This is a genomic window from Actinomadura sp. NEAU-AAG7 (genome assembly GCF_018603865.1).
Classification (GTDB): Bacteria; Actinomycetota; Actinomycetes; order Streptosporangiales; family Streptosporangiaceae; genus Spirillospora; species Spirillospora litoris.
Genome location: NZ_JAHFZY010000002.1, coordinates 153,697 through 180,696, shown reverse-complemented (window position 1 = coordinate 180,696; position 27,000 = coordinate 153,697). Strand labels below are relative to the sequence as shown.

The following is a 27,000-nucleotide window of genomic DNA, read 5'->3' as shown; positions in this document are numbered from 1 at the left end:
TCAGTCGGTCAGGGGGATGTGGGTTGAGCCTGTCTGGCCCAGTTTCTGGATCGTGTAGGTCTCTTGCTGGGCGGGACGGGTCGAATCCGTGAACTGGAAGACCGCGCGGCGGCGGACCACCTCGGTGCGCAGGTCGGCGGGGTTCACCAGCTCTACGCGTTGTGCTTGCGGGCCCCAGGCGAAGCGGCGGCACTCGACCTGGGTGTGGCCGCCTGCCGTCCGTTCGCGCAGCAGGGCGTAGGCCGCTTCGGTCGCGGGGATCACCGGGTTCTCGACGATCGTGATGTCCAGGCGCACCGCGGTCGGTTTCACCGGGCCGCCGTCGATGTGCAGGGTCAGGCGTAGGCGTTCGCCCGGGGCGAAGGGGCCGTTCAGTTTCTGGATCGACGCCAGCGAGAGTTCGTGCAGCTTGCCCGGGTCCAGTCTCGGCGGGCCGCCGGCGGGGTCCAGGAGGTCGCGCGGGGTCTGGTCCAGGTCGATCTTCTGGAGGGCCAGCGTGGCCACCGGGGCGCCGGGCGGCGGCTCGTCCCAGTCGTAGCGGATGGCGAGCGTGCTGGTCGGGTCGCACTCGCGGCGCTCGGCGGAGAGGGTGACGGCGCGCTGCGGGCTCGTGGTGTCCGACGGTTGCTTGGGGAACTGCACCGAGACGCCGGCGTGGGCGGAGGGGGAGGCCAGCCGCCGGTTGTACTCGGGGTCCTCGAAGTGGACGTAGCGCGGGACGAGCGGCAGGTAGGACGCGTTCGGGTCGGCCACGCGCAGCGGGAAGCGCAGCACGTGGCCGTAGCCGTCGTGGTAGGGCTCCGCGCCGGGCTGGTGCGGGACGAACCGCGCCTTCACGCGTGCGTCGAGGGACGCGCCGGGGGGCAGGGCGGCGATCAGTACGCGGGCCCGGTCGGCGCGGGTCTTCGGGTCGCCGGTGAGTCCGAAGCGGCGGATCGCGAACTCGGCCGTGTCGATCGTGTCGACGTCCGGCAGGGTCAGTCCGGCCGCGGTCAGCTGGGCCCGGAGGGCCGGGGTCAGCGCCAGGGTGGGGGTGGTGATGTCCTCCAGGGGGGTGACGTGTTCCGCGTCCACCAGGTCCATGGTCAGGGACCAGTCGCGTATGCCGGTCTCCGGTGTCTCCGGCTTCTGGCCGTTGACCAGCGTGATGCTGCCGTCCGTGCGGTAGACGAAGGTCAGGACTCCGTCCCAGCTCACGTCCAGGGTGGAGCGTTCGACGGCGGCGAGCCGCAGCCGTAGGCGCAGGGCCGTCTGGCGGTACTTCGGGTCGTCGAGGGCGGCGCGGAAGGCTTCGTCGGTCGGGGACGCCGTGACCAGGGCCAGGGCCTCCGGGTCGAAGTGGCTCGCCCAGGTGCGCAGGGCGACGTCCTGCCGGCCGTCGTCGTTGGGCGGCAGCGGTACCGGGCGCGGGGTGCGGTGCTCCACCGGGAGCCCGCCGGAGAGCATCGCCAGGCCGCGCGGGCGCGCGTGCTCGCCCGTCAGCGTGATGCCGCTCTGGCGCAGGACCTGGTGGCGCACGGTGACGAACACTCCCGGACGCGCGCCGGTCACCAGGTAGCGCAGGCCGCCGGGCAGGACCGGCTGCCAGCGTTCCAGGGCCGGTCCGTCCGCCACGGGGAGGGCGGGCTGGTCGAACACCGCGCCCGTCAGCACGGGGAGCGGCGGGTCGGGCGGCGCGGGGAGGAGCGTGCTCACCGCCGGTGCGCGGAAGCGGCGGGGCAGGCCGCCGGTCGGCCGGTCGGTGTGCAGCGCCGAGCGGAACTGCACCGTCCGCTGGACGGTCTGCCACCACAGCGTCTGGCCCGCCGCGCCGGGGGAGGCCGCGCCGACGGCGCCCTGCTGGCCCTCGGTGTAGTGCACGCTGACGCGCAGTGCGCTGAGGCCCCAGGGCCACGCGGGCAGGTCCGTGCGCACCGGGCGCCGGGTGAGGTGGAGCGGCTGGACGCCGACGGTCTGCGGCGGCGCGAGTTCGAAGTCGTGGGGGCTCGCGGGGATCGCCGCGATGTTGCACTGGCCCTCGCGGTAGCGCAGGCCGGTGAGTTCCGGGCGGATGCGGAACAGCCGCTTCGCGAGCGGTGACGCGACCGTGACGCGGACGAGGGCGAAGGCGTAGCCGGTGGTCAGGGCCGCCTCGCCCAGGTTGTCGGGACGGGTGTTGTCGCTGATGATCCGGTAGCGCAGCACCGCGATCGGCGACTCCGGGGCCAGCAGGCGCTGGGACTGGACGGCCCACCCCTGGGCCTGGGCGCGCAGCCTGCCCTCGTCGGCCAGGTCGGGGGTGTCGGGGCGCACGCTCCACATGCGGCTCGCCACCGGCTGGAGCTCCATGGTGCTGGGGGAGAGGCAGAGCAGCTCGGCCAGCAGCAGTCGGGTTCGCAGTGGTGAGGGGGCGCCCTGCGGGACCGCCGGGGCCGGTCGCCACTGGAGGCCCTGGTACGGGCTGACGACGAGGCTGAGCGGGCGCGGGTTGGCGGCTCCGTCGAGCGTCAGCGGCGCGGGGATGAGGGTGGCCGCGGGATAGCGGCGGGGGCCCTGGCCGGTGGGCGGCCGGGTGAGCAGGCCGCTGCTCGCGATGAGCGCGGCGGCGAGCGTCCAGCCGTAGGGCGGCTTGGTGGCGGGGGTCAGCGTGCTCACGGACGGGGTGAGCAGCAGGCCGTCCTCGCGCCAGACGGGGTCGGCGTAGGGCGAGGGTTCGGGTAGCGCGGGCAGGCCGTCGGTTCGCGGCGGGTAGAAGGGGCGGCGCGGGTCGAGGGCCTGGCGCAGCGCGGTCGGGCGGCTGAGCCGCGCCGGTGTCTCGGGGAGGGACGCGAGGACGCTCTGCGGCGACGCGCCCTCCGGTTCGGGCGCCGGATTCTGGGCGCGGAACCAGCTCTCCTCCAGCGCGAGCGGGTCGAGCCGGGCGAAGGCGCGGCCGACCACGGTGTCGAGGCTGGCGAGGGTGATGTTCAGCGGGGCGCCGTCGGCCCAGCCGCAGAGCGCGAGGGCCAGGGCGGGCAGGGCGGCGGTGGGGGCCGACGCGCGCAGCCGGCCGATCAGCAGCACCGGGTCCGTTTGCAGCGGGCTGGGCTGCCCGGCCGGGGTGGCCAGGTCGCGGGCCGTGTCCTGGAGCCTGCCGAGGAAGGGCATGGTCAGCAGCAGCCAGCGCGGGTCGGTCGGGTCGGTGGGCGCGTAGTCCGCCGGGCTGCCGAGCAGGGCGCCCTGGCTGCCGGTCGGGAGGAACTGGAGCGTGGTGGCCGTGCCCTCCGCGACGGGCGTGAGCCCGATCATGTGGTGGGCGCTCGCCTCGACGAGCAGCGTGTCCTGCGGGAGGGCGTCCAGCGCCGCGCCCGGGTCGGCCAGCAGGGCGGACAGGCCGGCGCCCAGGTAGCCGCCGCCCACGGTGCCGAGCGGGCCGACGTCGTCGGCCGGGTCGATGGCCTTCAGAGCGGCCAGGGAGCGCAGGAACCGCGCGGCGCGCCGGGGCGTGAGCAGGCGCACCTCCTGGAGCGTCGTCCAGCGGGCCTCCTCGCCGAGGGTTCCGCCGCCGTTGGCCGCCGGGGTCACCTCGACGAGCTGGTGCTCGACCACGGCCGGCGTCTGCCAGCTCTGGCCCTGCGCGAACGTGAACAGCAGCGGCCCGTCGGCGGCGGTCAGCATGGAGCCGGGCAGTTCGTGCTGGTTCAGCAGCACGCGGATCGTGTGGCGCAGATGCGTCAGCGGCGGGGGCCCGGCGACGCGGGCCGCCGGGAGCGTGATGCGCGCGTTGGCCGCGTCGTAGCTGAGCCGCTGCGGCCAGGAGACCAGGTTGGTCGCGGTCAGCATCCCGTTGAGCAGGAAGCCCTCCTGCCAGTCCTTGCCCTGGAGGCGCGAGGTGTAGCCGATCACGACGTCGCCGGACGAGGAGCCGTACAGCTCCGCCGCCTCGGCGCTCCGGGCCGGACGGGGGTCCTGCAACGAGCGGCCCCAGTGCGCGATGAGCAGCGCCTCCACGAAGGCGCCGGTCAGCGGCAGTTCGGGGAGGTCGTCCGGACGGGCGGTCGCGCGGAAGGTGACGGTGGCGAAGCCCGGCGCGGCGCGTTCGCCCAGGCCGGGCGTCCGGGCGTCGGCCAGGCGCATGCCGGGCAGGAACTGGAGGCCGTCGGGCTGCGGGGCGCCGTAGCCGTTCCAGCCGAACTGGAGCGCCGTGTCGCCGGCCAGGGCGGCGGGCGATCCGTCGGGCAGCGTGACCGCGAGCGTGAGGTCGCCGAAGAGGTTCGCGGAGTCGAGCGTGAAGCGGTCCGCCCCCGCCGCCATCAGGTCGAAGGTCAGCGCGGCCGAGATCGCCTGCCCCCGGGCCGTGGTCGGTGCCGTCGCCGGACCGGCGGCGGAGCGCGCGGCCACCTCCTCGGGGCTGAGCGCGCGGTCGTAGAGGGCGAGCATGCGGTAGGTGCCGAGCCACGCCCGGCCGCCGGTGATCTCGTCGCCGAGGGCCAGCTCGTAGCGGTCGTCCCAGGTGTCGAGGCTTCCGGCGACGGTCTGCTCGGCCGCGAGCCGCCCGTTGATGTAGATCCGGGTACGGCCGTCGGCGGAGCGGGTGTAGGCCAGATGGGTCAGGGCGGTGCTGAGCGAGCCGGTCGGGGTGGCGAGGTCGGGGACGCCCTCCTCGGTCGTGGTGCTGGTGCGCAGCCACGCGTCCGCGGCGGACGAGGTCAGCAGCCCCTTGCGCTGCTGGAGGGTCACGTTCCGGTGCTGGACGTCGGCGGAGACGGTGACGATGTTGTACTGCGCGTTCAGCAGGCCGCCGCTGACGGGCTTCACCCACGCCTCGATGCTGATCTCGTCGCTCGCCTTCACCGCCGAGATCAGCTTCCTGGCCGGCGCGCCCGAGCGGATGAGCCGCGCCTGGGTGAGGGTCAGGCCGTCGGCGCCCCAGCTCATGCCCTGCGACGAGGCGGCCTTCAGGTCCAGCGGCTCACCCGTCCCGGAGGTGTCGTGGACGGTGGCGCCGCTGCCCTCGTCGAACCGGTAGAGGGCCTGGAGCCCCGAGGGCGGTCTGCCGACCCGCACGGCGAGGGTGAGCTTCAGCGTGTGCTCGCCGCCGGCCGTGTCGAGGCCGAGGGCGACCCGCTGCGGGACGATCGGGGCCGGGCCGTTCGCGCCGGGCAGCGTCAAGGGCGGCGTGGCGGGGTTGGGGAACCCGATCGGCGGCAGCCCGACCGCCCACTCCACCTGGAACAGGTGGAAGTACAGCCGCACCTGCTGGACGGTCAGGCCGGTGCCGCCGGCGGCCAGCGCGATCCCGCCGACCCGCAGGCGCGGCGCGTCGCCCGCCTCACCGGCGGTGGTGGCCAGCGGCCACTCCAGCGGGGGGCCGTCGAGGGCGACGGCGCTGAGGCGCAGTTCGGTGCCGGTCCCGGTGAAGGTCAGCCGCGCGCAGTTGCTCAGCTCGGCCTGCTCGCTCCCCGCGCCCGCCACCGGGAGTTGCAGCCGCCCGATCACCTCGACCGTGGCGACGCCGTCGCCCGCGAAGACCACGCGGTCGAGCACCAGCGGGAAGAAGCGCAGGCCGAACAGGTCGAGGCCGGGCACGGGCTTGTCGGGATCGTCGTCGAGCGGGCGCAGCCGCCACTCGTATCCGGTGCGGTGCTCGTAGTCGCTGCTGCGCGCTTCGGGGTCGTTGGCGTCGAGGTCGAGTTCGACGGCCTTGGGCGAGCGGGCGGACGCCTTGCCGAACGCCGTGCCCTGGGCGGGCAGGTCGCGGAACCAGAGCCGCCAGGACGCCGTGCCGTGGGCGAGCGTGAGCGGCAGGCGGGTGGTCGTCAGCTGGACATCGCCCGCGGTGGGGTGGCTCAGCGGGGTCCTGATCAGGTTGGCCGCGGGCACGCTCGCGCCGCGGACCAGGCCGCGCTGGTCGGTGTAGCCGCCGGTCCCGGCCGCCGCGGCCATGCTCCCGGCCGTCACCCGGTACCGGGCCGCGTCCGGGGGCGATCCCGCGGGCAGGCGGCGCAGGGCGTTCGTCCCGTCGGCGAAGTCGCCGTCGACCCCCTGGAGGGCGGTCTCGCCCTTCAACACCAGCGGGGCGCCGGGGGCGGCGGGGTCGGCGTTGTCCAGGCGAAGCTCGCCGGGGTAGCCGTCCAGGGCGAAGGCGGTCTTGACCGGCCACGGGTGGACAGACGCCAGGTCGCCCAACACGGGCTGGCCGTCCCGCCGGCCGAAGGCGGCCACGTCGTCGGCGGCGGCGAGGTTGGCGCGCTCGGCGAGGCGCCGCCAGTGCGCGGCGTAGTCCACGCGGGTGAGCGGACGCGGCGGCTCGGGCGCCGCCGTGTCGGGCAGCGGCGAGCTCTCGCGCGGGTCCGTGGGGATCCTCGGGAGCTGGGCCAGTGCCTGGACCTCGTCGGTGTAGGGCAGGTCGTAGCGGTACTGGACGGGCAGCCCGAGCGAGGCGTCGCTCTGCGGCGGGTCGCCGTCGGGACGCGGGTCGAGCACCAGGCCGGGCAGCGAGAGCGCCAGCAGGGGCAGGTCGAACAGCTTCGCGGTGTCCGCGCCGAGCCATTCGCGGGCGGGCGCGAGGGCACCGCCGCCGTAGCGCGGCCAGCCCGCGGCGCCGTCCGCCGCGAAGCGCCAGCCCACCGGCAGGTCGACGCCGTCCTGGCGGGTGACCGGCAGTTCGAAGGGGACGAGCTGCCGTCCGCCGATCGGCACGTTGGGCGGGGTGAGGCTCTGGGTGAGCGCGAGCGCCTGCACCATCGGCAGCGTCGGGTGGCGGCGCCAGACGAGCGGCAGCGCGAAGCCGAGCAGGTCGGGCGGCAGGGCGCCGCGCTGCACCAGGGCCCGCAGCAGCACCGGGTCGACGCCGTACTGGAAGGCCCAGGCACCGAGTGCCGCCGAGGGCGCCGGCTTGCTCCGCCACGCGAAGCTGATCGCCTCGAACGCGAGCCGCACGAGGGGCGGGAACAGTTCGCGGCCGGTGACGGTGTGCAGCGGCAGGGTTCGCAGGCCGCCGATCCAGTCGTCCAGGCCGGGCAGGGCGTCGGCCGTGGTCGGCGACTCGGTGCTCAGCCAGAACATACCGCCCAGCGACACCTCGGGCGCCTCCAGCGTCAGCGCGGCCGACTGGAGCTGGAACTCCTGGCCGCTCGGCGCGAGCGTCCAGGCGCCGGTCATGCGCTGGGTCGCCGCGAGCGTGAGGCTCCACGGCTGCTCGCCGGGGACCTGGGCGGCCACGGCCGGGTCGTCGTTGCCGAAGCTGACCGCGCCCTGGAGCAGGTTGGGGGGAGCGGGGACGGGCTCCGCCCGGGCCGCGCCCGCGTCGAGGTAGATCTGCTCGGACAGGTTGGGCAGCGGGAGCTGGGCCCAGCCGTCGTCCAGCGGTGCGAACCCCCACAGCACGGCCGGGGCGACGGGTTCGGCGGCGGCACCCGCCGCGGCCGGGCTCCAGGTCGGCTCGGGCTCTCCCGCCGTCGCGCGGAGCCGGCGCGCGGCCTCGTTCGGGTCGAACGCGAGCGTGGTGGCGGCGAGCGTGATCCGCTCGCTCCACCCGGTGCCGTCGCGGACGGCCTGGTAGCCGAGCGTGCCCGGGGAGCCCGTGGGCGTGGTGCCCGCCCGCACGTCCACGCGCAGTTTCGTGCCGTCGGCGGTCAGCCGCGCGGACGCGGGCGTGATCCGGGCGAGCGTGTCCGGCTGGGCCGACCGGTCGTAGGGCCGGCGGTCGCTGAGCAGCACGCCGAAGTCGTCGCCCGCGAAGCTGATCGGGCGCGTGCCGGGCTGCTCCTGCCAAGGCGCGATCTCCCAGAACAGGCGCGGGACGGCCAGCGGATCGGCCGGCTCCAGCGTGGCCCACTCCGGTGCGGGCACCGGCTGGACCAGGCCGTTCAGCGGGCTGTTCGGGTTCAGATAGCGGCCGAGGCGGCGCCAGGAGGCGATGAGCGCCGCCCGCTCGGCGTCCGTCAGCCGCTCGGCCTCGATCGACATCCGGAAGCCGCGCACCCCCGCGCCCGGCGCCGGTTGGGGGTCGGGGACGACCCGGGCGAGCTGGAACACGGCCTTGACCGGCGCGGTGTCCCAGAGCAGCCGGACCTGGCCGAAGGCCGACAGCCCGGCCGCGTGGACGGCGAGGGCGCCGAGCAGGCGGGCCGCGCCGGTGCGCTGGGTGATCGCCGCCGGTTCGATCCCCAGCGCCGTGTACAGCTTCTGGGTCGCGCCGAGCTGGGCGGCCATCGGGTCGAGGATGATCTCCCCGCCGAGGCAGGTGAGGGTGGGCAGCTTGCCCGCCGGGTTCTCGGGCCAGCCGTCGGCCGGGGCCTGGAGCAGGAGCAGGCTGACGGTCCCGGCGCTGATCGCCGCCCGGATCGCCGCCGGGGAGAGCCTGCCGTCGGGCTTGTCGCCGCCGCGCTTCCACACGTACTGCGGCGTGCCGCCGTTGGTCGGGCTGATCGTGACGCTGGTGACGTAGACCAGCGCGAGCAGGGTCCCCGGCAGCAGGACGTCGTCCTCGCCGACCGCCTCGCGCGGTGTCGTGTCCGCGAACAGTGTGCGGAACGCGAGGTTGGTGCCCGGGTCGGCCAGCCGGATCACCTCGGTCTCGGCGGCCCAGAAGGGACCCGCGACCCTCAGCTTCGGTAGCTCGGGGAGATCCGCCATCTGCTCCTCCTGGTCCGCTCGTGGGTCCTACGCGTCCGCCCGCACGTCCGCGGGGTCGATCGGCCGCTGCTCGCTCGGGGTGGCACTGCCGCGGCGGGCGCGGACCACCAGGGACCGTCCTGCCATGCCGCTGCCCTGGCTCGTGCGGTGCAACCGCCTGAGCGCGAGCTGGTCGGGCCGTCCGGGGTAGGAGGGCAGCAGCGCGACCGGATCGTCCGCGCGCATCATGCCGTGGTAGCGCAGCAGCACGGCGCCGAGCAGCAGCTTCTCGGCGACGGCACCGGTGAGCCCCGACTGGACGGGCCGCACCGGCACGTCGAAGGGGACCGTGACCGGCGCGGCGCCGGGGCCGCCCGCGCCGCGCACCGCGGCGATCAGCGCCTCCACGGCCTGGGTGAACTCGGGGAACGTGGCCCAGCGCCGGAGGGCGGCGGCGTCCGCGTCGGTCATCGCGCCGGTCCACCCGATCGTGGTGTAGCGCGTGCCCGGCGCGTTGCGCGCGAACTCCACCTTGCCCCGGAGCTCCTCGGGGATCTGCTCAGGCCCGACGGGGATCTCCACGCGGGTGACGGCGTCCGGCCCCGCGCCCGCCGCCTGGGCGACGATCCGCGCGATCGCCCCGGTGAAGGCGCTGTCGCCGGGGAGCCGCTGGAGCTCTGCCGCCGCGGCGTCCGAGGGGCCCTGCCAGACCAGGGTCAGGGTCTGGGTGGCCAGGAAGTCGATCAGCGGTTCGAGCCTGGCGGGCAGGGTCGCGGCCGGGGTGCTCACCGGCTCGGTGACGTACCAGCTTTCGAACAGTTGCCGGATCTTCTCCCCGTCCTGGTCGCTCACCAGCTGGAGCAGGGCGGCGCGGTCCTGCCGCGTCATCACCCCGGCGAACAGCAGGCGGCCGTGGTCGTCGATCGCGACCCGGTTGCGCGTGTCCGGCGGCAGGTTCGCCGTGGAGTAGCCATGGCCGAGCTGCTCCTCGCTCACCTGGACGAGGTCGACCGTCAGCGGGAAGTCGCCGAGCGCGGTCGCGGGGGGCGCCAGCGCCGTCCGCGCCACCAGGAAGCGCTTGCCGAGCTGGCGGTGGGCGAACGCGCCCGCGACCGGGTCGAAGAAGCACTCGGCCTGCACCTCGATGTTGCCGCTGAACAGCTCGACGATCTGGTAGACGACCTCGGGGTCGGGCAGGGCGGCGAGCTTGCGCGCGGCCACCGCACCGCCCACCGCACCGCCCACCGCGCCGCCCACCGCGCCGGTCGCGGGGTCGGGCTTCTCGCCGGGCCACCGCGCCTGGGCGTCGTCCGGCAGGCTGTCCCAGAACGTGCGCAGCGGGATCGTGACGCTGCGCACGCGCGTGTCGGCCTGGAGCTGGGCGCCGCCGGGGACGTCGGCGGGGAAGGGCGGCAGCCGGTGCCACACGATGTCCGCTCCGGTCACGGTGGCGTTCGGCAGGGGCGAGCGGTAGGTCAGGTCCCGCTGGGTGACGCTGTTGATCGGGGAGACGGTGCCGTCGGTCTGGGCGATCAGCAGCAGCCGGTGCTCGTAGTAGAACGGCAGCGCCCGCCACTGGAGGGCGAGGACGCCCCGCGAGAAGTCGCCGACGCGCTCGGGCAGGTCGAGGCCGCGCAGCTCGTCCCGGTCGGCCGCGGCGTCCAGGACGAGGTGGTCGGGCCGGTCCGGCAGGTGGCTCGGGATCGCCGGGTACTCGTCCTCGACGAGGCGCACGGGCAGCTCGTGCTGGTGGTCGTGGGCGAAGCCGAGCACCCAGTCGTACCAGTCGGTGTAGCCGAAGCGGCGCAGCAGCGTGAAGGCGAGCCGGCGGAAGGCGAGCTGGCGGGCGAGCGTCTGGTTGCGCTCGGCCAGGGCCTCCTCGTGGTGCCGGGCGACGATCACCTCCCAGATCGCGCCCGGCGCGGGCGGCCGCGCCGGGGTGGCCGCCTCGTCGAGCCGCCGCGAGCCGAGGATGAGCGGGGCGTCCACGGCCTGCGTGCGCTCGATCACCACGTCGAGGCCCCCGGCGGCGGGGTCCACCTTCACGGCCGGGGCGCCGGCCTCGGCGGCGGCGCGGCCCGGGAACAGCGTCGGCGAGCGGCGCAGGCTCTGCCACAGCAGGTCGTAGCGGCCGTAGGGCTGGAAGTAGTACCGCAGTGTGTGGGCCCAGCGGTCGTCGAGCAGGTGGGTGTAGGTCAGGCGGCCGGCGTCGTCGGGCGTGGCGACCGTCGGCGATCCCGCGCGGGGGTAGGCCGTGGCGGCCCAGGGGCCGGTGCCCGTCGCGCCCAGCCCGTCCGGCCCGGCGGACACCGCGCCGCTCGCGTCGAAGAAGCGCACCGTCCAGGCCAGCACGTCGGGCAGCACCTTGGCGATCTCGGATTCCCCGGTGGGCAGCGTGACCCTGCCGGTGTCGGGCACCTTGGGGTCGTTGCTGTTCAGCGTCTCCAGGTAGTACTTGAGCCGCAGCCACTGGACGTGCTCGGGCACGGTGTCGTCGGGGGCGGCGAACAGCGCGGCGAGCGCGCCGGTCGCGACCGTGAAGTGGTGGGTGCGCTCGTCGGTCGGGCCGAAGTCCTCGGTCCGCACCGTCCCGGCCAGGTTCTCGGCGGCCTGGAGGTCGGCCGGGGCGAGGGCGGGGCGCAGCAGCCTCATCTGGTCGGCGCTGAGCATGGTGCGGGCGGTGAGCAGCTTGCGGATCTGGTCGTAGGTCAGCAGCGCCGCGATCGCCGGGTCGAAGGGCCCCGGGTCCCCGGTCAGCCGCACCGAGGGGCGCACCTCGACCGTCGCCGGGAGCGCCGCGCCGCGCAGCAGCAGCGCCGCCGCGCCGTCGAGCGGCAGCCTGAGCGCGCGGGTGATCGGGGCGGGCTGCGGTTCGAGCTCGCTCTGGCCGCTGCCGCCGTCGGGCCGCTCGACCAGGCTGCACGGCGCGGTGAGCGTGAAGCGCACCTCGACGTCGGCGTTCGAGCGTCCGGTGATCGTGACGGCGCGGTAGCGGAGCCGCTGCCGGACGGTGGGCCGCAGGCTGAGCTGCACCAGCGCCAGCAGGTCGTCGCCCTCGGCCGCCCGCTCGCCGAGCCGGACGCTGCGCCCCGGCTGGAACAGCAGCTCGACGTGGAGGTGGCGGCGGAAGGCGGCGAAGGCCGCCGCGTCGGGGTCGGCGGCCCCGCCGGTCCCGAGCAGCGCGAACAGCTTCTGGAGCAGCTCCAGCAGCTTCGGGCCGCGCAGGGCGCCCGTGCCGGGGTCGTGGAGGCTGAAGGTCACCGCCAGGCCGAGGCGCTGGAGCACGCCCCAGCCGTAGCGGTCGGCGCCGGGCGGGCAGCTCGCCAGGAAGGCGGCCAGGTCGTTCGGCAGCGTCGGCGGGCTGACCTGGATCGCGGCGGCGTAACCGTCGGAGATCCGGCCCTGCGGGTCGGTGACGCTGCCGGGACGCAGCGCGCGCAGCCGCTCCACCAGCCGTTCGAGCAGCGGGTGCAGCGCCGCCTTCCGCCGCCCGCCGGGCTGGGTGACGCCCTCCCACGCGGGCCACTCCAGGTAGGAGTCCTGCCAGGAGTACCAGGGGCCGCGCTCGTCCCGGACGCCCTGGACGGTGGGATCGGGACGGCGGCGGCGCTGGATCGCGCCCGGATACCACGCCTCCCACTGGCTGGTGTTCAGCGTGTCGCCGGGCACGAGCGGCAGGTCGTCGGCCGGGAGCATCTGGACTTCCTGCCGGAGCCGCAGCTCCTCGGCGAGCCGGGCGGCGCTGGCGAAGGTGTCGGTGGTGGCCGCGTCGATGTTCAGCTCGTACAGCCGGTAGCCCGCGTTCAGTTCGAGCGGGAAGCCCGCGTCGCCGCTCGGGCCCTGGTTCCAGCGGAAGCGGATCGCCCGGATCCCCAGGGGATGCGGCCGGAACCCGACGATCGCGCCGATCGCGCCGGTGAAGACGAACGGGGCCGGTCCGGCCGCGTCCGCGCCGGGCCCGCCGGTGGTCGCGAGCGGCATCGGGGTGTGGGCGAGGCCGGGCTCGGCCCGCTCGTCCTCGGGCCGCACCACGGCGAACGAGGTCGGCCGCGGCAGCCACTCCAGCTCGGCCGGGCGGCGCTCCTCGCGCGGGGCGCCCGTGTGCTCGATCCGGTCGGTCGGCGCGGGGGAGGCGGGCGGCGCGGCCACCGCCTCGGCGGCGAGCAGGAGCTGCACCGGTGCCAGCGCCGAGGGCACGTCGCGGTCGGAGACCGTCTGGAAGAACACCCGCCACGCCTCGGGGCGCCACGCGCCGTCCGGCAGCACGCCCCGCTCGCGCAGGGTGGCGACCGGGATCACCGCCGCGCGCGCCCCGGGCGGCCCGAAGACGTGGTCGAGGTCGACCTTGATGTCGGTGGGCAGCGGGCGGGCGTTGGAGGTCGGCAGGCCGGTGGTGCGCCCGCGCTGGGTCGTGCTGTCCAGGCCGTAGGAGCCGATCGGCACGGTGCTCTCGCGGCGGAAGACCAGCCGGTACGTGCGGACCGGCACCGGCGGCCCGTTCTGGACGGCGGGCTCGCTCCACTCGACGTAGACCTGGCGGGGCGGCAGCACCTGGGGGGCCGCCGCGCTCCCCGCCGGTTCCAGGTCGGTCGGGGCGATGCTGTAGCTCACCGTGAGGTCGCCGTCCACCGGCACCGCCGGCGGCGTGTTCGGGTAGCGCGTCGCGATGAGGGTCAGCGGGCGCCCGGAGCCGCCCGCGAAGTCGACCGGGGTGATCGTGTAGACGTAGCCGCGTCCCTCGCGGGGCAGCGCGGCGCGGTCCTCCGCCGTGTCGGGGAAGTGGTCGACGACCTGGAAGCGCGGCTGGAGCAGCGAGAGCGTGTCGGTCGGCGTGGCGGCGCCCGCCGCCTCGTCCGGCCCCGCGACACCGGGGACGTCGGTCGTGTGCCGGTGCAGCACCTTCACCGGCTTGACCGTGGTGGTGCGCTCGGCCTCGCCGCCGTCGAGGGCACGCCTGCGCACGAGGTAGTGGGCGAGGTGGTGGTCGGGGTCGTTCTGCGCGCGGGTCATCCCCGGCGCGGCCGGACGCCGCCAGCCCAGCTCCCAGGACAGGGCGATCGTGCTCGCGTCGCTGTACTGGCGCACCTGCTCGAACTCGGGCGGGAACAGGCTGAACTGGGCCTGGGCGACGTTGAAGGCGCGGACGCCCTCGCTGTTCGGGCCGACGTCGGTCGCCTCGGGCCGCTCGCGCTGGCTGATCGTCGGCTGGGCGTCCGGCCCGGTCGCGACCTGGTCGAGCCAGGAGGGGCGGCGGCCGTCGGCGGACCTCACCGCGAACACCAGCCCCATCCTGAAGGCCGCCGAACCGGCGGCGATCTTGTCGCGCTCGGCCTGGCTGCTCTCGGCGTGGAAGGCGCGCAGGTCGGAGATGATGTCGTGGATGATCACGCCGCGCATCTGGTGGGCCTGCTGGTCGGCCTGGGCCGTGCCGACCGTGCCGGGGTCGCCGTCGTCCTGCGCGGTGCCGTTCGGAGCGTAGATCGTCGTGCCCGTGCTGAAGGCCGACTCCAGCAGTTGCTCGTAGAGTTCCTGGGTGTCGTGCTTGAGGAAGGGCGAGCCGCTGAACTGCTCGAACGCCCCGCGCACGGCCGCCTCGAACGAGCTGTCGGAGGGGGTGCGCACCCTCGGGTCGCTGACCGGCGGCCGGTAGCCGGGCAGCGCGCCGGGGTCGCCGACCGGATGGCCGACCGCGGTGTCCCCGCTGCCGGTGTAGCGCTGCTTGAAGGCGTTGGCGACGTGCTGCGCCAGGCTGAGCCCGTCCCCCAGCGGATCGGGGGCGCCCGGTTCGCCCGTGGCCGGGTTCACGACGCGCCGCTCGGTGGAGCCGGCGTACAGGCGCGCGGCCCAGTCCACCGCCCAGCTGATCGGCTGGCCGGCGGTGACCGCGCCGCTCACGTCCACGAACTGCGGGGTGGGCAGGGGCTCGTAGTGCAGGAGCGTGTAGGTCTCGCCCGCCGCCGGCCTCGGCACGCGCAGCGCGAAGTCCTTCGTCGGCACGGTGTTCTGGGCCGGGGGCGGCGGCAGGAAGCCCGGCTCGGGCTCGGCCACCGGGAAGCCCTCCTCGTCGAGGACGAGCCGTCCCTGCGCGTCCCGGTGCAGCCGCTCGCCCTGCGGCAGCAGCGCGAAGTAGGTCTTGTGCTCGGTGTCCCAGGCCGGTGCGTCCCGAAGTACGAAGACGACGTAGCCGGGCACGTGGAACACATCGGCTTCGGCGGAGGGCGCCATGCCGAGCAGCGGCGCGAGCGCGCGCGGCGGCAGGACGTGCTGGGGCGTGGGCAGCATGCGCGCGATGTCCGGCGCGGCGCCCAGGGCGCCCTCGGTGCCCGGCACCGGATCGACCTCGGTGGCCTCCAGCCCCAGCGACAGGAACTGCTTGGTCCGGTCGAGGGCCGCCTGGACGTTGTCCTCCTGGAAGGCGACCTTGACGTTGGCCTGGAGGCTGTGGCCGCAGCAGGAGATCCCGACGGTGCCGTGGCCGCGTACGCCGGGGATGCTCAGCCCCTTGACCCCGATCTCCAGCCCGGCGCTGAAGCTGATCTCCAGGCTGAAGCGGAACGTGAGCCTGATCGTGGTGAAGACCAGCGGGATCTTGATCCAGAACTCGATCGCGAAGGTGACCTGCACCTCCAGCCCGATCGCGCCGTAGACGGCCGATTCGCCCGTGGGGTCGCGGAAGTCGATCACACCGATGTAGCGCGCCCCGAACGCGACCCGCGCGGTGGCGCTGATCCGCATGCCGACCAGCCCGAGGTCGACACCGGCGCTCAGTTCGAGCCGGCCGCGGGCGAGGAAGCTCGTGCCGAGCACCATCTCCGTGGTCGAGACGCGGAAGATGAACCCGCCCTCGATCTCCACCGCCAGCGGGCCGAGCTTTGTGTGCCAGCGCAGCATGTTGGGCCAGCCCAGCTCGTAGTGGAACAGGCCCGGCTCGATCAGCAGCGTCGCCGAGAAGCGGCTGTTGCCGATCGCGTCGCGGACGAAGTCGGGCAGCGGCGGGTGCTTGCCCGGCTTGCCGCCCTCGGGCTTGGAGATGTGCGCGAGGAAGCGCTTCTGGCGTGGCGAGAGCAGCACGAAGCCGCTCAGGATCGGGTTCTCGCGGGCGCCGTCGACATTGTTGACGTAGTCGGCGTAGTTGGTGTTGAACCAGCCGCGCACCGCCATGAAGAACGTCAGGTCGCTGCGGAACGCGATGATCGCGTCGACCAGGAAGATGCAGGCGAGGTCGGCCTCGGCGGCGGCCTCGTAGCGCAGCGGCGAGGCCGAGGCGGAGGTCTGCGAGATCATCGCGCGCAGCACGATCGTCCAGCGCGGGTCCTGGCCGGCCTCCTCCAGGTCCACCGCCCAGCGGTCGCGCTTGGACAGGTCGCCCTGGGTGCGCGAGAGCCCCTCCAGCGTCTTGAGGAGCTTCTTGACGTCGTGCTCGGCGTCGGCGGCCTTGATGGAGGCGATCGTGAAGCGGTAGCCGAAGCCCATCCCGATCTCGCGCAGGTAGATCTGGATGACCGGGATCATGAAGCTGACCTGGCGGATCTCCAGGTACAGGAACCAGGCCCGCAGCCAGGGCGAGCCCGCGCCGCGCCGCACGCGCAGGAAGCCGAAGCTGGCCGCGAGGGTGGGCAGGCCGTGGATCTCGACCAGGCCCTCGCCGATCAGCCCGGTCTGGTCGGGCTCGTCGACGAAGTCGACGGCGCCGTGGAGCCGGAACGCCGAGCCGATGGCCAGGTTCACCGCCAGGCGCGTGAAGTGGATGCGCGGCACGAACTCGCCCGGCGCGGGCAGGCCGATGAACAGCTCGTGGTAGTCGGGACGCGAGTCCGGGGTGTCGCCGGGGCCCTGCGCGAACTTGAGCTGGCCGGTCACCTGCATGGCGCCGTCGCCGTCGAAGAACTCGCACTGCGGGACGAAGCCGATCGCGCGCAGCTCCATCTCGAAGCAGCCGAGGAAGTTGAACGACTTGGGCTTGGGCAGCTCGATCAGGAACTTGACGTGCTTGCCGATCACCCGGGCGTCGCCGGTGAGCGGGCACTGGACGAGGTCGATGCGGGTCCTGCCGAGCAGCGCCAGCGGCCCGTCGGCGTCGTCGCCGGGCGCGAGGACGAACTGGGCCGAGCCGGTGACGGTGAAGTACAGGTGGAAGGCGCCGTCGTCGACGAACCGCAGGCCGAGGGCGTCCACCGAGAACTGGAAGCGCGTGCCCTTGCAGTCGAGCAGCTTGACGCCGCGCAGGTTCGCGGCGCCCTGCACGAGCGTCAGGTTGCCGCCGTCGCGCTGGGCGAACTGCAGCGCGATGTCGGCCGTCGCGTCGCCCACGAGGTCGGGCGGCAGCGGGCCCGAGCCCGCGATCGTGAAGTCGGCGATGCGGTTCTCGCGGATCGTGAAGCCGCTGTCGGTGAAGCGGAAGCGGGTGCGCAGCCCGTTGAGCCGGGCCGGGCGGTCGGTGACGGTCGCGGCGAGGTTGACGCCCTTGGGCGTGAGGGCGAAGTCCCGCACGCTGAAGGTGATCGGCTCCTCGCTGGCCCGCGTGAAGTCCAGTTCCAGCACGGCGCCCTCGGGCTGCTGGATCTGGTAGTGGTAGTCCTTCGTCGCGATCGTGAAGTAGTGGAAGGTCCTGTCCTCCAGCGGCCTGCCCTTGAACCGCCAGCGCATCCCGAACAGGTCGGGGAACTCGCGCTCGGCCTCCGGGGAGCGCAGCTCGATCCCCTGGTCGTGGTCGACCTTCAGGGCGAAGGTGCTGAGGCTGAAGGTCAGGCGGCACAGCAGGTCGAAGCTGAGGCTGAGGACGCGCAGCCGCATCCCGATGTCGAAACCGACCTCGCCCTGCGGCAGCGTGATCGGCAGCCCGTCGAGCGGCGTGCGGAGGTAGAGCTGGAGGAACTGGGAGTCCGCGCCCTGGCCCTGCTTGAGGAAGGGCAGCGTGAACGCGCCGCCCCCCGCGTCGAGGTTGACGCTCAGCGTGGCGGTCCAGCCGTCGTGGAGGTCGGCCGGGTCGAAGACGACGGGCTTGCAGAGCGCGGCGGGGTCGTTCAGGTCGAGCGGGGGGATCGGGGTGGTGAGCTGGCGGAAGAAGCCGGGCAGCTTGGGCGCGCCGAGCGCGACGTCCAGCAGGACGAGGCTGCGCGGGCCGTCCGCCGGCTTGAGCGTGACGGCGAACAGCGGCTTGCCGGGAGGCTGCGGCGGTTCGTCGTTGTGCAGCTCGCGGTCGCCGTCGCGGCCCCAGGCGAACGTGCTACCCGCCGTCACCGGATCGGTGCCCGGCAGCGTGACGACGAACGCGGCGCGGCCGAGCCCCGCGCCCTGGCGCATCAGCAGCAGCGAGAAGCGGCTGTTCGCCGGCAGGTTCACGCTGAGCCCGGGGAGCGCGAACGCGGCGCCGGGCGCGGCCGCCTGCCAGTCGAGCCGCACCTCCTCGATCCCGGCGCCGACGATCATGCGCAGCGTGACCTGCTGCTCGCCCGCCGGGCTGCGGTCGCCCAGGTTCGGGACGAACCGGCCGAGCAGCCGGTTGAGCGCGCCCTCCTTCCATTGCAGGACCAGGCACGCCTTGCCGCCCGACTGGTGGAAGCCGACCGCGGCGCCGTCGATCACGACCCCGGTGTCGCCGATCATCACCGGGTAGGGGAGCTGGGCGCTGAACGGCGTGTCGGAGACGATGCCGTCCTTGCTGGCGCTCCCGCTGAGCTTCGGCACCGCGAGCTCGACGAACGGGCGTCCGGGGTCGGGCTCGTAGCGGGCGTCGCCGCCGCCGCTCACCTTGCGCATGGCGCGCAGCAGCTTCGGGCCGAACCGCAGCGCCACGGGAGCGTCGGACACGCGCAGCACCGTGTGCGGGACGAAATCGATCTCCAGGCCCAGCCCCTGGGGATCGTCGGTTCCGCCGCTGTCGCGCTTCAGCACCACGCTCACCGCGTCCAGCCCGGGCAGCGGCAGGACGAGATCCTCCTCCAGGAGCAGGCGGCTCACCAGATTGACCTTGTCGGGCTGGACCGTCGTCTGCGGCGGCTCGATCCAGATGTGCGCGAGGACCGCGGGGTCGGCCGGCCTGGGCAGGAAGGGCGGCCACTTCTCGCCGAGGTAGTCCTTCAGGGACACGAATATCGTCATACCGAGCAAGCCCCCCACGGCGTTTTCGAGTCGACGTCTGAGAAGAGGTCGTACGTCTCCTGCTCCTTGTCAGAGAGCTTCTTCTCCGCGGTGGGCAGGGCCACGGGGGTGACGCTGGACGGGAGGGTGACACCGCTGCCCGGCGTGCCCCAGGAGGTGTTCCAGACGTTGAGCGCCTTGTTGATGTCGATGATCTTCTGCTGGTCGGCCGGGTCGAGGCGGAAGGCGTCGCTCCAGAGCTTCACCCGGTACTGCCGCACCAGCGCCGTGTCCTTCTCGTCGTCCTCGTCGAGGAAGGCCACCGAGTGCTCGATGTCGGTGTAGAGACTCCGCCGGGCGAAATTGGCCGACCCGATGATCGCCCAGTGGTCGTCCACGATGGTGGTCTTCGAGTGGACCACCACGTTGCGGGAGAACATCGCCACCTGGGCGCGCTGCGGGGGAGTCAGCCCCTTCAGCAGCCCCTGGGTCAGCGCGACCAACGTGTACGGCGGATACTTCGGATCGGCCGGGTCGCGGAGCCCGGTGACGAGGAGCACCTTGAGTTCGGGCTTGGTCGTGACGCCTTCCCGCAGTGCCTTCATCAGCTCGATCGACCAGAATTGCTGGTCCTCGATGTAGATGTAGCGCTCGGCGGCCTTGATCGCGTTGATCCAGGCGGTGCGTATCTCGAACAGGCCGGCCGGGGCGAACGAGATCTTGTCGTTCTCGGGCAACCGGTTGGTGCTCGTGTAGTTGAACTGGGGCAGGGTGCGCAGCGACTGGACGCGATGTTTGGCCACCGTCGTGGTCGACAGGGGGCGCGGGCCCAGGGCGGGGGAGCCGGGCGTGTGACTGGCGATGTTCGTGAAGCCCATGCGCAGCGTCCGCACGTTGCGGCCCCTGACCTCGTTCCACATGTCGCGGAAGAAGTCGTGCATCGCCTGCACCACCGGGCCCTCGACCTTCGCCTGCACGTCGTGCCACTGCCCGGCGGGGTGCGGCTGGGAGCCGTGGCGGTCGCCCGCGAAGTCGAGCCCGCCGGTATAGCCGACGGCGCTGTCGCCCTTACCGACGATCACCAGCTTGGTATGCGCGGCGCCCGCGGAGTGGGTCAGGATGTTCACCCAGGCCTTCTCGGCGAGCGCGGGTTCGGTGCGCAACTCCAGGATGGACGCCAAGGTGGCGAGGTTGACATCGCGGATCGAGCCCAGCCCGTTCTGCACCGCCTTGGTCTGGACGAAATTGTCGGCCATCACGGCGAACGAGGCCCAGCCCAGTACCCGGACATCGACTCCGGCCTTCGCCTTCTTCTTGAGCAGGTCGATCAGCGTGGCCGCGGCCCCCGGCCCGTCGAGTGAGAACGGTTTCTCCAGGTCGACCGTCGGCAGGTACGTGCCGGACGAACCGGGCGCGGGGAGGATCTTGCCGCCCATCAGGTGCAGGTGCCAGCCGGCGATGTAGATGAACTGGTTGGCGTTCTCGCTCGGCATCCCCGTGCCCACGCCGGCGAACTGCGTCTTGAGCTCGTCGAAGTAGGTGGTGCCGTCGATCAGCGGGGTGATCTGGCAGCCGGAGAAGGTCGCCGGCATCGGCTCCGATGGGGGCACGGTGTCGTCGGGCTGGACGAAGTACTTCTTTATCAGAGCGTCGATATCGGCCAACAGTCGGCCCCCGTAAGGTAAATATACCTAAATGACGGAATTCAGCGTTCCGCTTGGTGGAACAGCGGGCGAGCGCCGGTTGTGAACGACGATCGGGCTCAGGAGTGAATGGCTCGTCATTGAAGAGTGTGGCATAGCGATGCTCTCACCGGGAAGGCCGCGCCGACAACTGCGAGGCCCAATCCGGTCAGCGCGGCTTCCGGTGCTGGGCCGCCGTGATTTTCTGACCGGCGGCGGGCTCCGGCGGTTGCCGGTTTCGCGGATCCGCCGAGCTCTGTTGATCATCGGGGACGCCTCGGATGTCGCCGGTTGATGATCTACTTTTTACTTTCTTGGGCTAGTTAGTGATGATTTATCCTGTTTGGTGTTCTTGGGGGGAGCGTCAACACCCCGGGCTTTTGGGGTTTCGCCTCGCTCAGGGCCGGGGGAGTCAGGCATCGTCATTCTCCTCCGAAACCTCGGGACACGGAGGTGTAGATCGCACCCGCCGAAGTGGCATGGGGGCTCGTCGCCGTGGCCCGACGACGAACACCAGCGCGGCCGAGCCCAGGCGGTCGCGGGCGAGCGATGTGGCGCCGTGCGCCGGGTGATCGTCGACTCGCACGGGTCCCTTCACCGGTGATCGCGGCCGAATGCCGATGGTCGCGCGTTCGTTGAATTCCGCTTCCGCCATCGAACGCTCTGGTCTCGGCCCGGTGGGCGTCCCGGCGCGGGGCGGGCCTACTGTTGTCGTGTGCGGAATCTTGTGGCCGGGCTGCTGGACGTGTGCGGCGTCCTCGTCTTCGTCGCCATCGGACGCGCCTCCCACGAGGAGGCCGGGAGCGTGGCGGGGTTCGCCGGTACCGCGTGGCCGTTCCTGGTGGGGCTCGCGGCGGGGTGGGGGATCGTCCGCGCCTGGCGGCGGCCGGGCGGGCTGGCGCCCGTCGGCGTCGGGGTGTGGATGACGACGGTCGTGGTGGGCATGGTGCTGCGGGTGGTGTCCGGGCAGGGGACGGCGTTCGCGTTCGTCCTGGTCGCGCTGGCCTTCCTCGCGCTGGTGCTGCTCGGCTGGCGGGCCGTGGGCACCCGGCTCGCACCGCAACGGACGTGACGCCCCCCTGAGAGGTCGAGGATGCCGTCTCCTGCCCGCTCGCTGATCCGGCTGGGGGCCCGGTTGGGCTCCACCGCCCAGAACGCCCTGGAGGTCGCCCGGTTCGGCGGGCTCGACACCGACGAGGACGCCTCGCCCAGCGAGGTCGTGACCGAGCAGCGGGTGTACCGGCTGCGGCACTACTTCCCCGAGTCGGCCGCCGGGCCCGTCGTGCTGCTCGTGCCGCCGCTGATGATCACCGCGGAGGTCTACGACATCTCCTCGCGGGTCAGCGCGGTCGCGGTGCTGCGGCGGCTCGGCACCGACCCCTGGGTGGTGGACTTCGGCGCGCCCGAGCGCGAGCCCGGCGGGCTGGAGCGGACGATCACCGACCACGTCCTCGCGATCAGCGACGCGGTCGACCGGATCCGCGCGATCACCGGACGGGACGTCCACCTCGCCGGATACTCCCAGGGCGGCATGTTCGTCTACCAGGCCGCCGCGTACCGGCGCGGGGAGGGCATCGGGTCGGTCGTGACGTTCGGCAGCCCCGCCGACACCAGCGTGGGCCTGCCGTTCGGGCTGCCGGGCTGGATCGCGACCGAGGGCGCCGGGCGGATCCCCGACCGGCTCCTCGGCGCGTTCGCGGTGCCCGGGTGGGTGACCCGGATCGGGTTCCAGATGCTCAGCCCGGTGAAGTCGGTGCGGTCGCGGGTCGAGTTCGTCCTGCAACTGCACGACCGGGAGCGGCTCGCCCAGCGCGAGCGGCAGCGGCGCTTCCTCGAACGGGAGGGCTGGGTGTCGTGGCCGGGTCCGGCGCTCGCGGAGTTCGTCCGGCAGTTCGTCCAGCACAACCGGATGCTCACGGGCGGGTTCGTGATCGGCGACCGGCTCGTGACGCTCGCCGACATCACCTGCCCGGTGCTCGCGTTCGTCGGCGAGGTGGACGAGATCGCGGCGCCGCCGATGGTCCGGGGCATCCGGCGGGCCGCGCCGCGCGCGCCGGTGTACGAGGCGTCGCTGCGCGCCGGGCACTTCGGGCTGGTCGTCGGGAGCCTCGCGGTCGGCCGGACGTGGCCCGCCGTCGCCGCCTGGGCGCGCTGGCGGGAGGGCGAGGGCGACCTCCCCGAGATCGTCCGGCCCGTCACCGGCGACGAGGAGGCCCCGCCCGCGGGCCTGCCCGGGGGGCCGGCGGGCTACGGCCTCCAGCTCGCGATGGGCGTCGGGACAGGCGCCGCCCGGTCGGTGGCCGGGGCGGCGGCGCGGGCGGTGCGCGGCACCCGCCGGTTCGCGGACGAGGCGGCGCGGAACATGCCCCGGCTCGCGAGGCTGGAGCGCATCCACGCCGACACCCGCATGTCCCTCGGCCTCCTGCTGGACGAGCAGGCCGAGCGCATGCCCGGCGAGGTGTTCTTCCTGTACCGGGGGCGCGCCCACCGGCACGAGGCGGCCAGGTCCCGCATCGACGCGGTCGTCCGCGGGCTGATCCACATCGGTGTCCGGCCCGGCGAGGCCGTCGGGGTGCTGATGGGCACCCGCCCGACCGCGCTCGCGCTGGTCGCCGCGCTCAGCAGGCTCGGCGCGGTCGCGGTGCTGCTGCGTCCGGGCGGCGACCCGGCGGCGGAGGCGCGGCTCGCCGGGGTCGCCCGGGTGATCGCCGACCCCGAGCACGCCGCGGAGGCCGCGCGCCTGGAGGGCGTCCAGGCGCATCTGCTGGGCGGGCGCGGCTCCGAGGGGCGCGCGGAGTGCGGCCTGCCCGACATGGAGCTGATCGACCCCGGCGAGGTCGAGGTGCCGGGGTGGTACCGGCCCAATCCGGGGTGCGCGGGTGACCTCGCGTTCGTGGTGTTCGGCGGCGAGGGCGACACGCTGCGCGCGAACCGGATCACCAACCGGCGGTGGGCGCTGTCGGCGTTCGGGACCGCCTCCTCCGCCGCGCTGTCCCCGGCGGACACGGTGTTCAGCATCACCCCGATCCAGCATCCGTCCGCGCTGCTGATGAGCCTCGGCGGCGCGGTCGCGGGCGGCGCCCGGCTCGCGCTCGCGAGCGCCTACGACCCCGAGACGTTCTGGGACGAGGCGCGCCGCTACGGGGTGACCGTCGCGTCCTACACCTGGACGCTGCTGGGCGACCTCGTGAACGCGCCCCCGCACCCGGGGGAGCGGCACCACGCCGTCCGGCTGTTCATCGGGTCGGGCATGCCGCGCGGGCTGTGGCGGCGGGTGGAGGAGCGGTTCGCCCCGGCGCGGGTCCTGGAGTTCTACGCCGCCACCGAGGGCGAGACGATCCTGGTGAACCTCAGCGGGCGCAAGCCGGGCTCGGTGGGCCGCCCGATGCCGGGCGGCGGCGCCGTCCGGCTGGCCCGCTACGACCTGGAGCGCGGCCGCCTCGCCGAGGGCCCGGACGGGTTCGCGGTCGAGTGCGGGCCCGGCGAGACCGGGATGCTGCTGGCGCGCGTCCGGCTGTCGGCGCTGGGCGCTGCGCGCGGCGTCCTGCGCGGCGTGTTCGCGCCCGACGACGCCTGGACCGCCACCGGCGACCTGTTCCGCCGCGACGCCGACGGCGACTTCTGGCTCGCCGGACGCGACGCCGAACTGATCCGCACGGCGGACGGCATCGTCCCGCCCGGCCCGGTCAGGGACGCGCTCGGCGACCTGCCCGCCATCGACGCGGTCGCGGTCTACGGCGTCCCGGACGGCGGGGTCGAGCTGGTCGCGGCCGCCGTGACGCTGCGCGAGGGCGCCGAGCTGAAGGCGACCGACCTGGCGGAGGCGCTGCTGCGGGTGGAGCCGGCGGCGCGGCCCGCGATCGTCCGCGTGGTGGAGGAGATCCCCGTCACCGCCGAGGGAAGGCCGCGCACGGCGCCGCTCCGCGATCAGGGCGTTCCCGCGGGCGGGGACGGCCGCACCTTCGTCCGGGAGCGGGGCGGCGCGTACCGTCCGCCGACCGGTGATCTTCGACCGGGGGGCACCCGGTAAATTAGGACTTACTCAGCGACGCCGCCCCCCGGAGGGTCCATGACGAGCGTGCTCGCGCCGCCGCCGGAGGGCAGCGGCCTGAAGGCGGTCCCCGGCGTGCCGGGCATCCCCTACATCGGCAACACGTTCCAGGTGATGCGCCGCCCCTTCCACCACGCGCGCCGCCGGTACGAGGAGTTCGGGCCCGTCGCGTGGGGGTGGCTGCTCGGCCAGCGGACGGTCACGGTGCAGGGCCCGGAGGCCGCCGAGGTCGTGCTGGTCAACCGGGACAAGGCGTTCGCGAACGGCCCCGCCTGGAGCTACTTCATCGGCCCGTTCTTCGCGCGCGGCATGATGCTGCTGGACTTCGAGGAGCACCTGCACCACCGCCGGATCATGCAGCAGGCGTTCACCCCGGAGCGGCTCCGCAGCTATATGGACGTGATGGCCCCCGGCATCGCCCGGGGCGTGGACGCCTGGGAGCCCGACCCCGCGTTCAAGGTCTACGACCACGTCAAGCGCCTCACCCTCGACCTCGCGGTGGACACCTTCATGGGCGTCGAACTGGACCCGGCCGAGCGCGCGCGGGTCAACGGCGCGTTCATCGCCGCCGTCCGGGCCGGGACGGCCTACGTGCGCTTCCCCGTCCCGGGGCTGCGCTGGCACCGGGGCCTCCAGGCCCGCCGTGTGCTGGAGGATTTCTTCCGCCGCCACCTGCCCGCCAAGCGCCGCGACGGCGGCGACGACCTGTTCGCCGCGCTGTGCGCCGCCGAGACCGACGACGGCCACCGGTTCACCGACGACGACGTCGTGAACCACATGATCTTCGTGCTGATGGCGGCGCACGACACCACCACGATCACGCTGTCGACGATGGCCTACCACCTGGCGAAGTTCCCGGAGTGGCAGGAGCGCCTGCGCGAGGAGTCGTTCGCCCTCGGCACGTCCCGTCCCGGTCACGGGGATCTGGACGCGCTGACCGGCATCGACATGGTCATGCGGGAGTCGCTGCGGATGGTGGCGCCCGTCCCGGCGCTGCCGCGCAGGGTCGTCAAGGACACCTCGATCCTCGGCTTCCACATCCCGGCGGGCACGACCGTGGTCGTGCCGATGCTGACCAACCACCACATGGCCGACTGGTGGCCCGACCCCGAGCGGTTCGACCCCGAGCGGTTCGCGCCCGACCGGCGGGAGGACCGGATCCACAAGTACGCCTGGTCGCCGTTCGGCGGCGGCGCGCACAAGTGCATCGGCCTGTACTTCGCGGGCATGCAGGTCAAGACGATCCTGCACCAGGTTCTGCTGCGCTACCGCTGGAGCGTGCCAGGCCGCTACGAATGGCCGCTGGACACCTCGTCGCTGCCCTCGCCGAGGGACGGCCTGCCCGTCCGGCTGCACCGGCTGGAAGACCGCTGACTCAAAGCCGCTCGACGATGTGCTCGGCGATCGCCAGCGAGGACGTCGCCGCCGGGGACGGGGCGTTGCGGATCGTCGTGACCGGGCCGCGGCGGCCGATGCGGAAGTCGTCGACCAGGGAGCCGTCGGCGTCCACGGCCTGCGCGCGGACCCCGGCGGGAGCGGGGACCACGTCCTCCACCGCCAGCTCAGGGACGAACGCCCGCGCCTCCGCCACGAACGCGCGCCGCACCGCCGACCCGTACATCTCCCGGACGCCGGTGCGCCAGTGCGCGCGGGCCAGGCGGCGGAAACCCGGCCAGCGGAGCGTCTCCCACACGTCCGCCGGGCGGACGTCGCGGCGCCGGTACCCCTCCCGGGCCAGCGCCAGGACGGCGTTCGGGCCCACGTCCACGCCGCCGTCCACGCGGCGTGTGAAGTGCACGCCGAGGAACGGGTAGCGGGGGTCGGGCACCGGGTAGATGAGGCCGCGGACCAGGTCCGTCCTGGACGGGACGAGCCGGAGGTACTCGCCGCGGAACGGGATGATCGCGGGCGCGGGGGAGTCGCCCGCCAGCCGCGCCACCCGGTCGGACTGGAGCCCGGCGCAGACCACCAGCCGGTCGACGACCAGGTCGCCGGCGCGGGAGAGGACCCTGACCCGCTCGCCCGCGGGGCGGAGCCGGACGACCTCGAAGCCGAGCCTGATCTCGCCGCCGCCCTTGCGCACGTCGTCGGCGAACGCGCGGGCGACGGCGGTGAAGTCGACGATCGCCGTGGTGGGGGAGTGCAGCGCGGCGACGCCCGCCGCGTGCGGCTCGACATCGCGCAGCCCGGCGCCGCTGAGCCTGCGCAGGCCCGGGACGCCGTTGGCCGTCGCGCGGCGCTCGATCTCCTCCAGCGCGGCCAGCTCGCGGGTGTCGCGGGCGACGACGACCTTGCCGCACTCCTCGTAGGGCAGGTCGCGGTCGGCGCAGTAGTCGCGGAGGAGCAGGGCCCCGCGCCGGCACAGCGTCGCCTTGAGCGACCCCGGCGCGTAGTACAGGCCCGCGTGCGCGACGCCGCTGTTGTGGCCGGTCTGGTGCGCGGCGACCCGGTCCTCCTTCTCCAGGACCGTCACCTTCACGTCCGGGCGCGTCTCGATGATCCGGCGCGCGACGGCGAGCCCGAGGATCCCCGCGCCCACCACGCCGACCGTCCGCGTCCCCGCCGCCGCTCCTGTCTCCGCCACACCCGCACCCTATGCGGGGCGGTGCG

At 73.9% G+C, this 27,000-nt stretch carries 7 protein-coding genes; 3 read left to right on the top strand and 4 right to left on the bottom strand.

The window, feature by feature from the left end; genetic code table 11:
- Genes KLI87_RS10165 through KLI87_RS10155 form a run of 3 tightly spaced genes read right to left on the bottom strand, consistent with a single transcriptional unit; the run spans nt 1 to nt 20,321 of the window.
- Entirely contained in the window at nt 1-8,598 is an 8,598-nt protein-coding gene (locus KLI87_RS10165; RefSeq protein ID WP_214616773.1) for a LamG domain-containing protein, read from the bottom strand.
- Nucleotides 8,599-8,625: 27 nt separating this feature from the next.
- Nucleotides 8,626-18,666: a hypothetical protein gene (locus KLI87_RS10160; protein WP_214616772.1), complete on the bottom strand. Its 10,041-nt coding sequence runs from the start codon at nt 18,664-18,666 to the stop codon at nt 8,626-8,628.
- Nucleotides 18,667-18,674: 8 nt separating this feature from the next.
- Nucleotides 18,675-20,321: a phospholipase D family protein gene (locus KLI87_RS10155; RefSeq protein WP_214616771.1), complete on the bottom strand. Its 1,647-nt coding sequence runs from the start codon at nt 20,319-20,321 to the stop codon at nt 18,675-18,677.
- Nucleotides 20,322-21,054: 733 nt separating this feature from the next.
- On the opposite strand from KLI87_RS10155, the gene KLI87_RS10150 reads away from it, so the two are divergent.
- The 3 genes from KLI87_RS10150 to KLI87_RS10140 are packed head-to-tail and all read left to right on the top strand — an operon-like array spanning nt 21,055 to nt 25,764.
- Nucleotides 21,055-21,411: a DUF3054 domain-containing protein gene (locus tag KLI87_RS10150; protein ID WP_214616770.1), complete on the top strand. Its 357-nt coding sequence runs from the start codon at nt 21,055-21,057 to the stop codon at nt 21,409-21,411.
- A 21-nt stretch (nt 21,412-21,432) separates the two neighbouring features.
- Entirely contained in the window at nt 21,433-24,369 is a 2,937-nt protein-coding gene (locus KLI87_RS10145; RefSeq protein WP_156218881.1) for an AMP-binding protein, read from the top strand.
- Between the two features lie 39 nt (nt 24,370-24,408).
- Nucleotides 24,409-25,764 carry a cytochrome P450 gene (locus KLI87_RS10140; protein WP_214616769.1) on the top strand — a complete coding sequence of 452 codons (1,356 nt, stop codon included), beginning with the start codon at nt 24,409-24,411 and terminating at the stop codon, nt 25,762-25,764.
- A gap of 1 nt (nt 25,765) precedes the next feature.
- Here KLI87_RS10140 and lhgO read toward each other — a convergent pair whose 3' ends face one another.
- Nucleotides 25,766-26,974: an L-2-hydroxyglutarate oxidase gene (gene lhgO / locus KLI87_RS10135; protein WP_308165932.1), complete on the bottom strand. Its 1,209-nt coding sequence runs from the start codon at nt 26,972-26,974 to the stop codon at nt 25,766-25,768.
- Between the last annotated feature and the right edge of the window lie 26 nt (nt 26,975-27,000).

Bases quoted from the DNA above. Each gene is read 5' to 3' on its own strand.
- KLI87_RS10165 (WP_214616773.1), bottom strand. From the start codon at position 8,598: ATGGCGGATCTCCCCGAGCTACCGAAGCTGAGGGTCGCGGGTCCCTTC.
- KLI87_RS10145 (WP_156218881.1), top strand. From the start codon at position 21,433: ATGCCGTCTCCTGCCCGCTCGCTGATCCGGCTGGGGGCCCGGTTGGGC.
- KLI87_RS10140 (WP_214616769.1), top strand. From the start codon at position 24,409: ATGACGAGCGTGCTCGCGCCGCCGCCGGAGGGCAGCGGCCTGAAGGCG.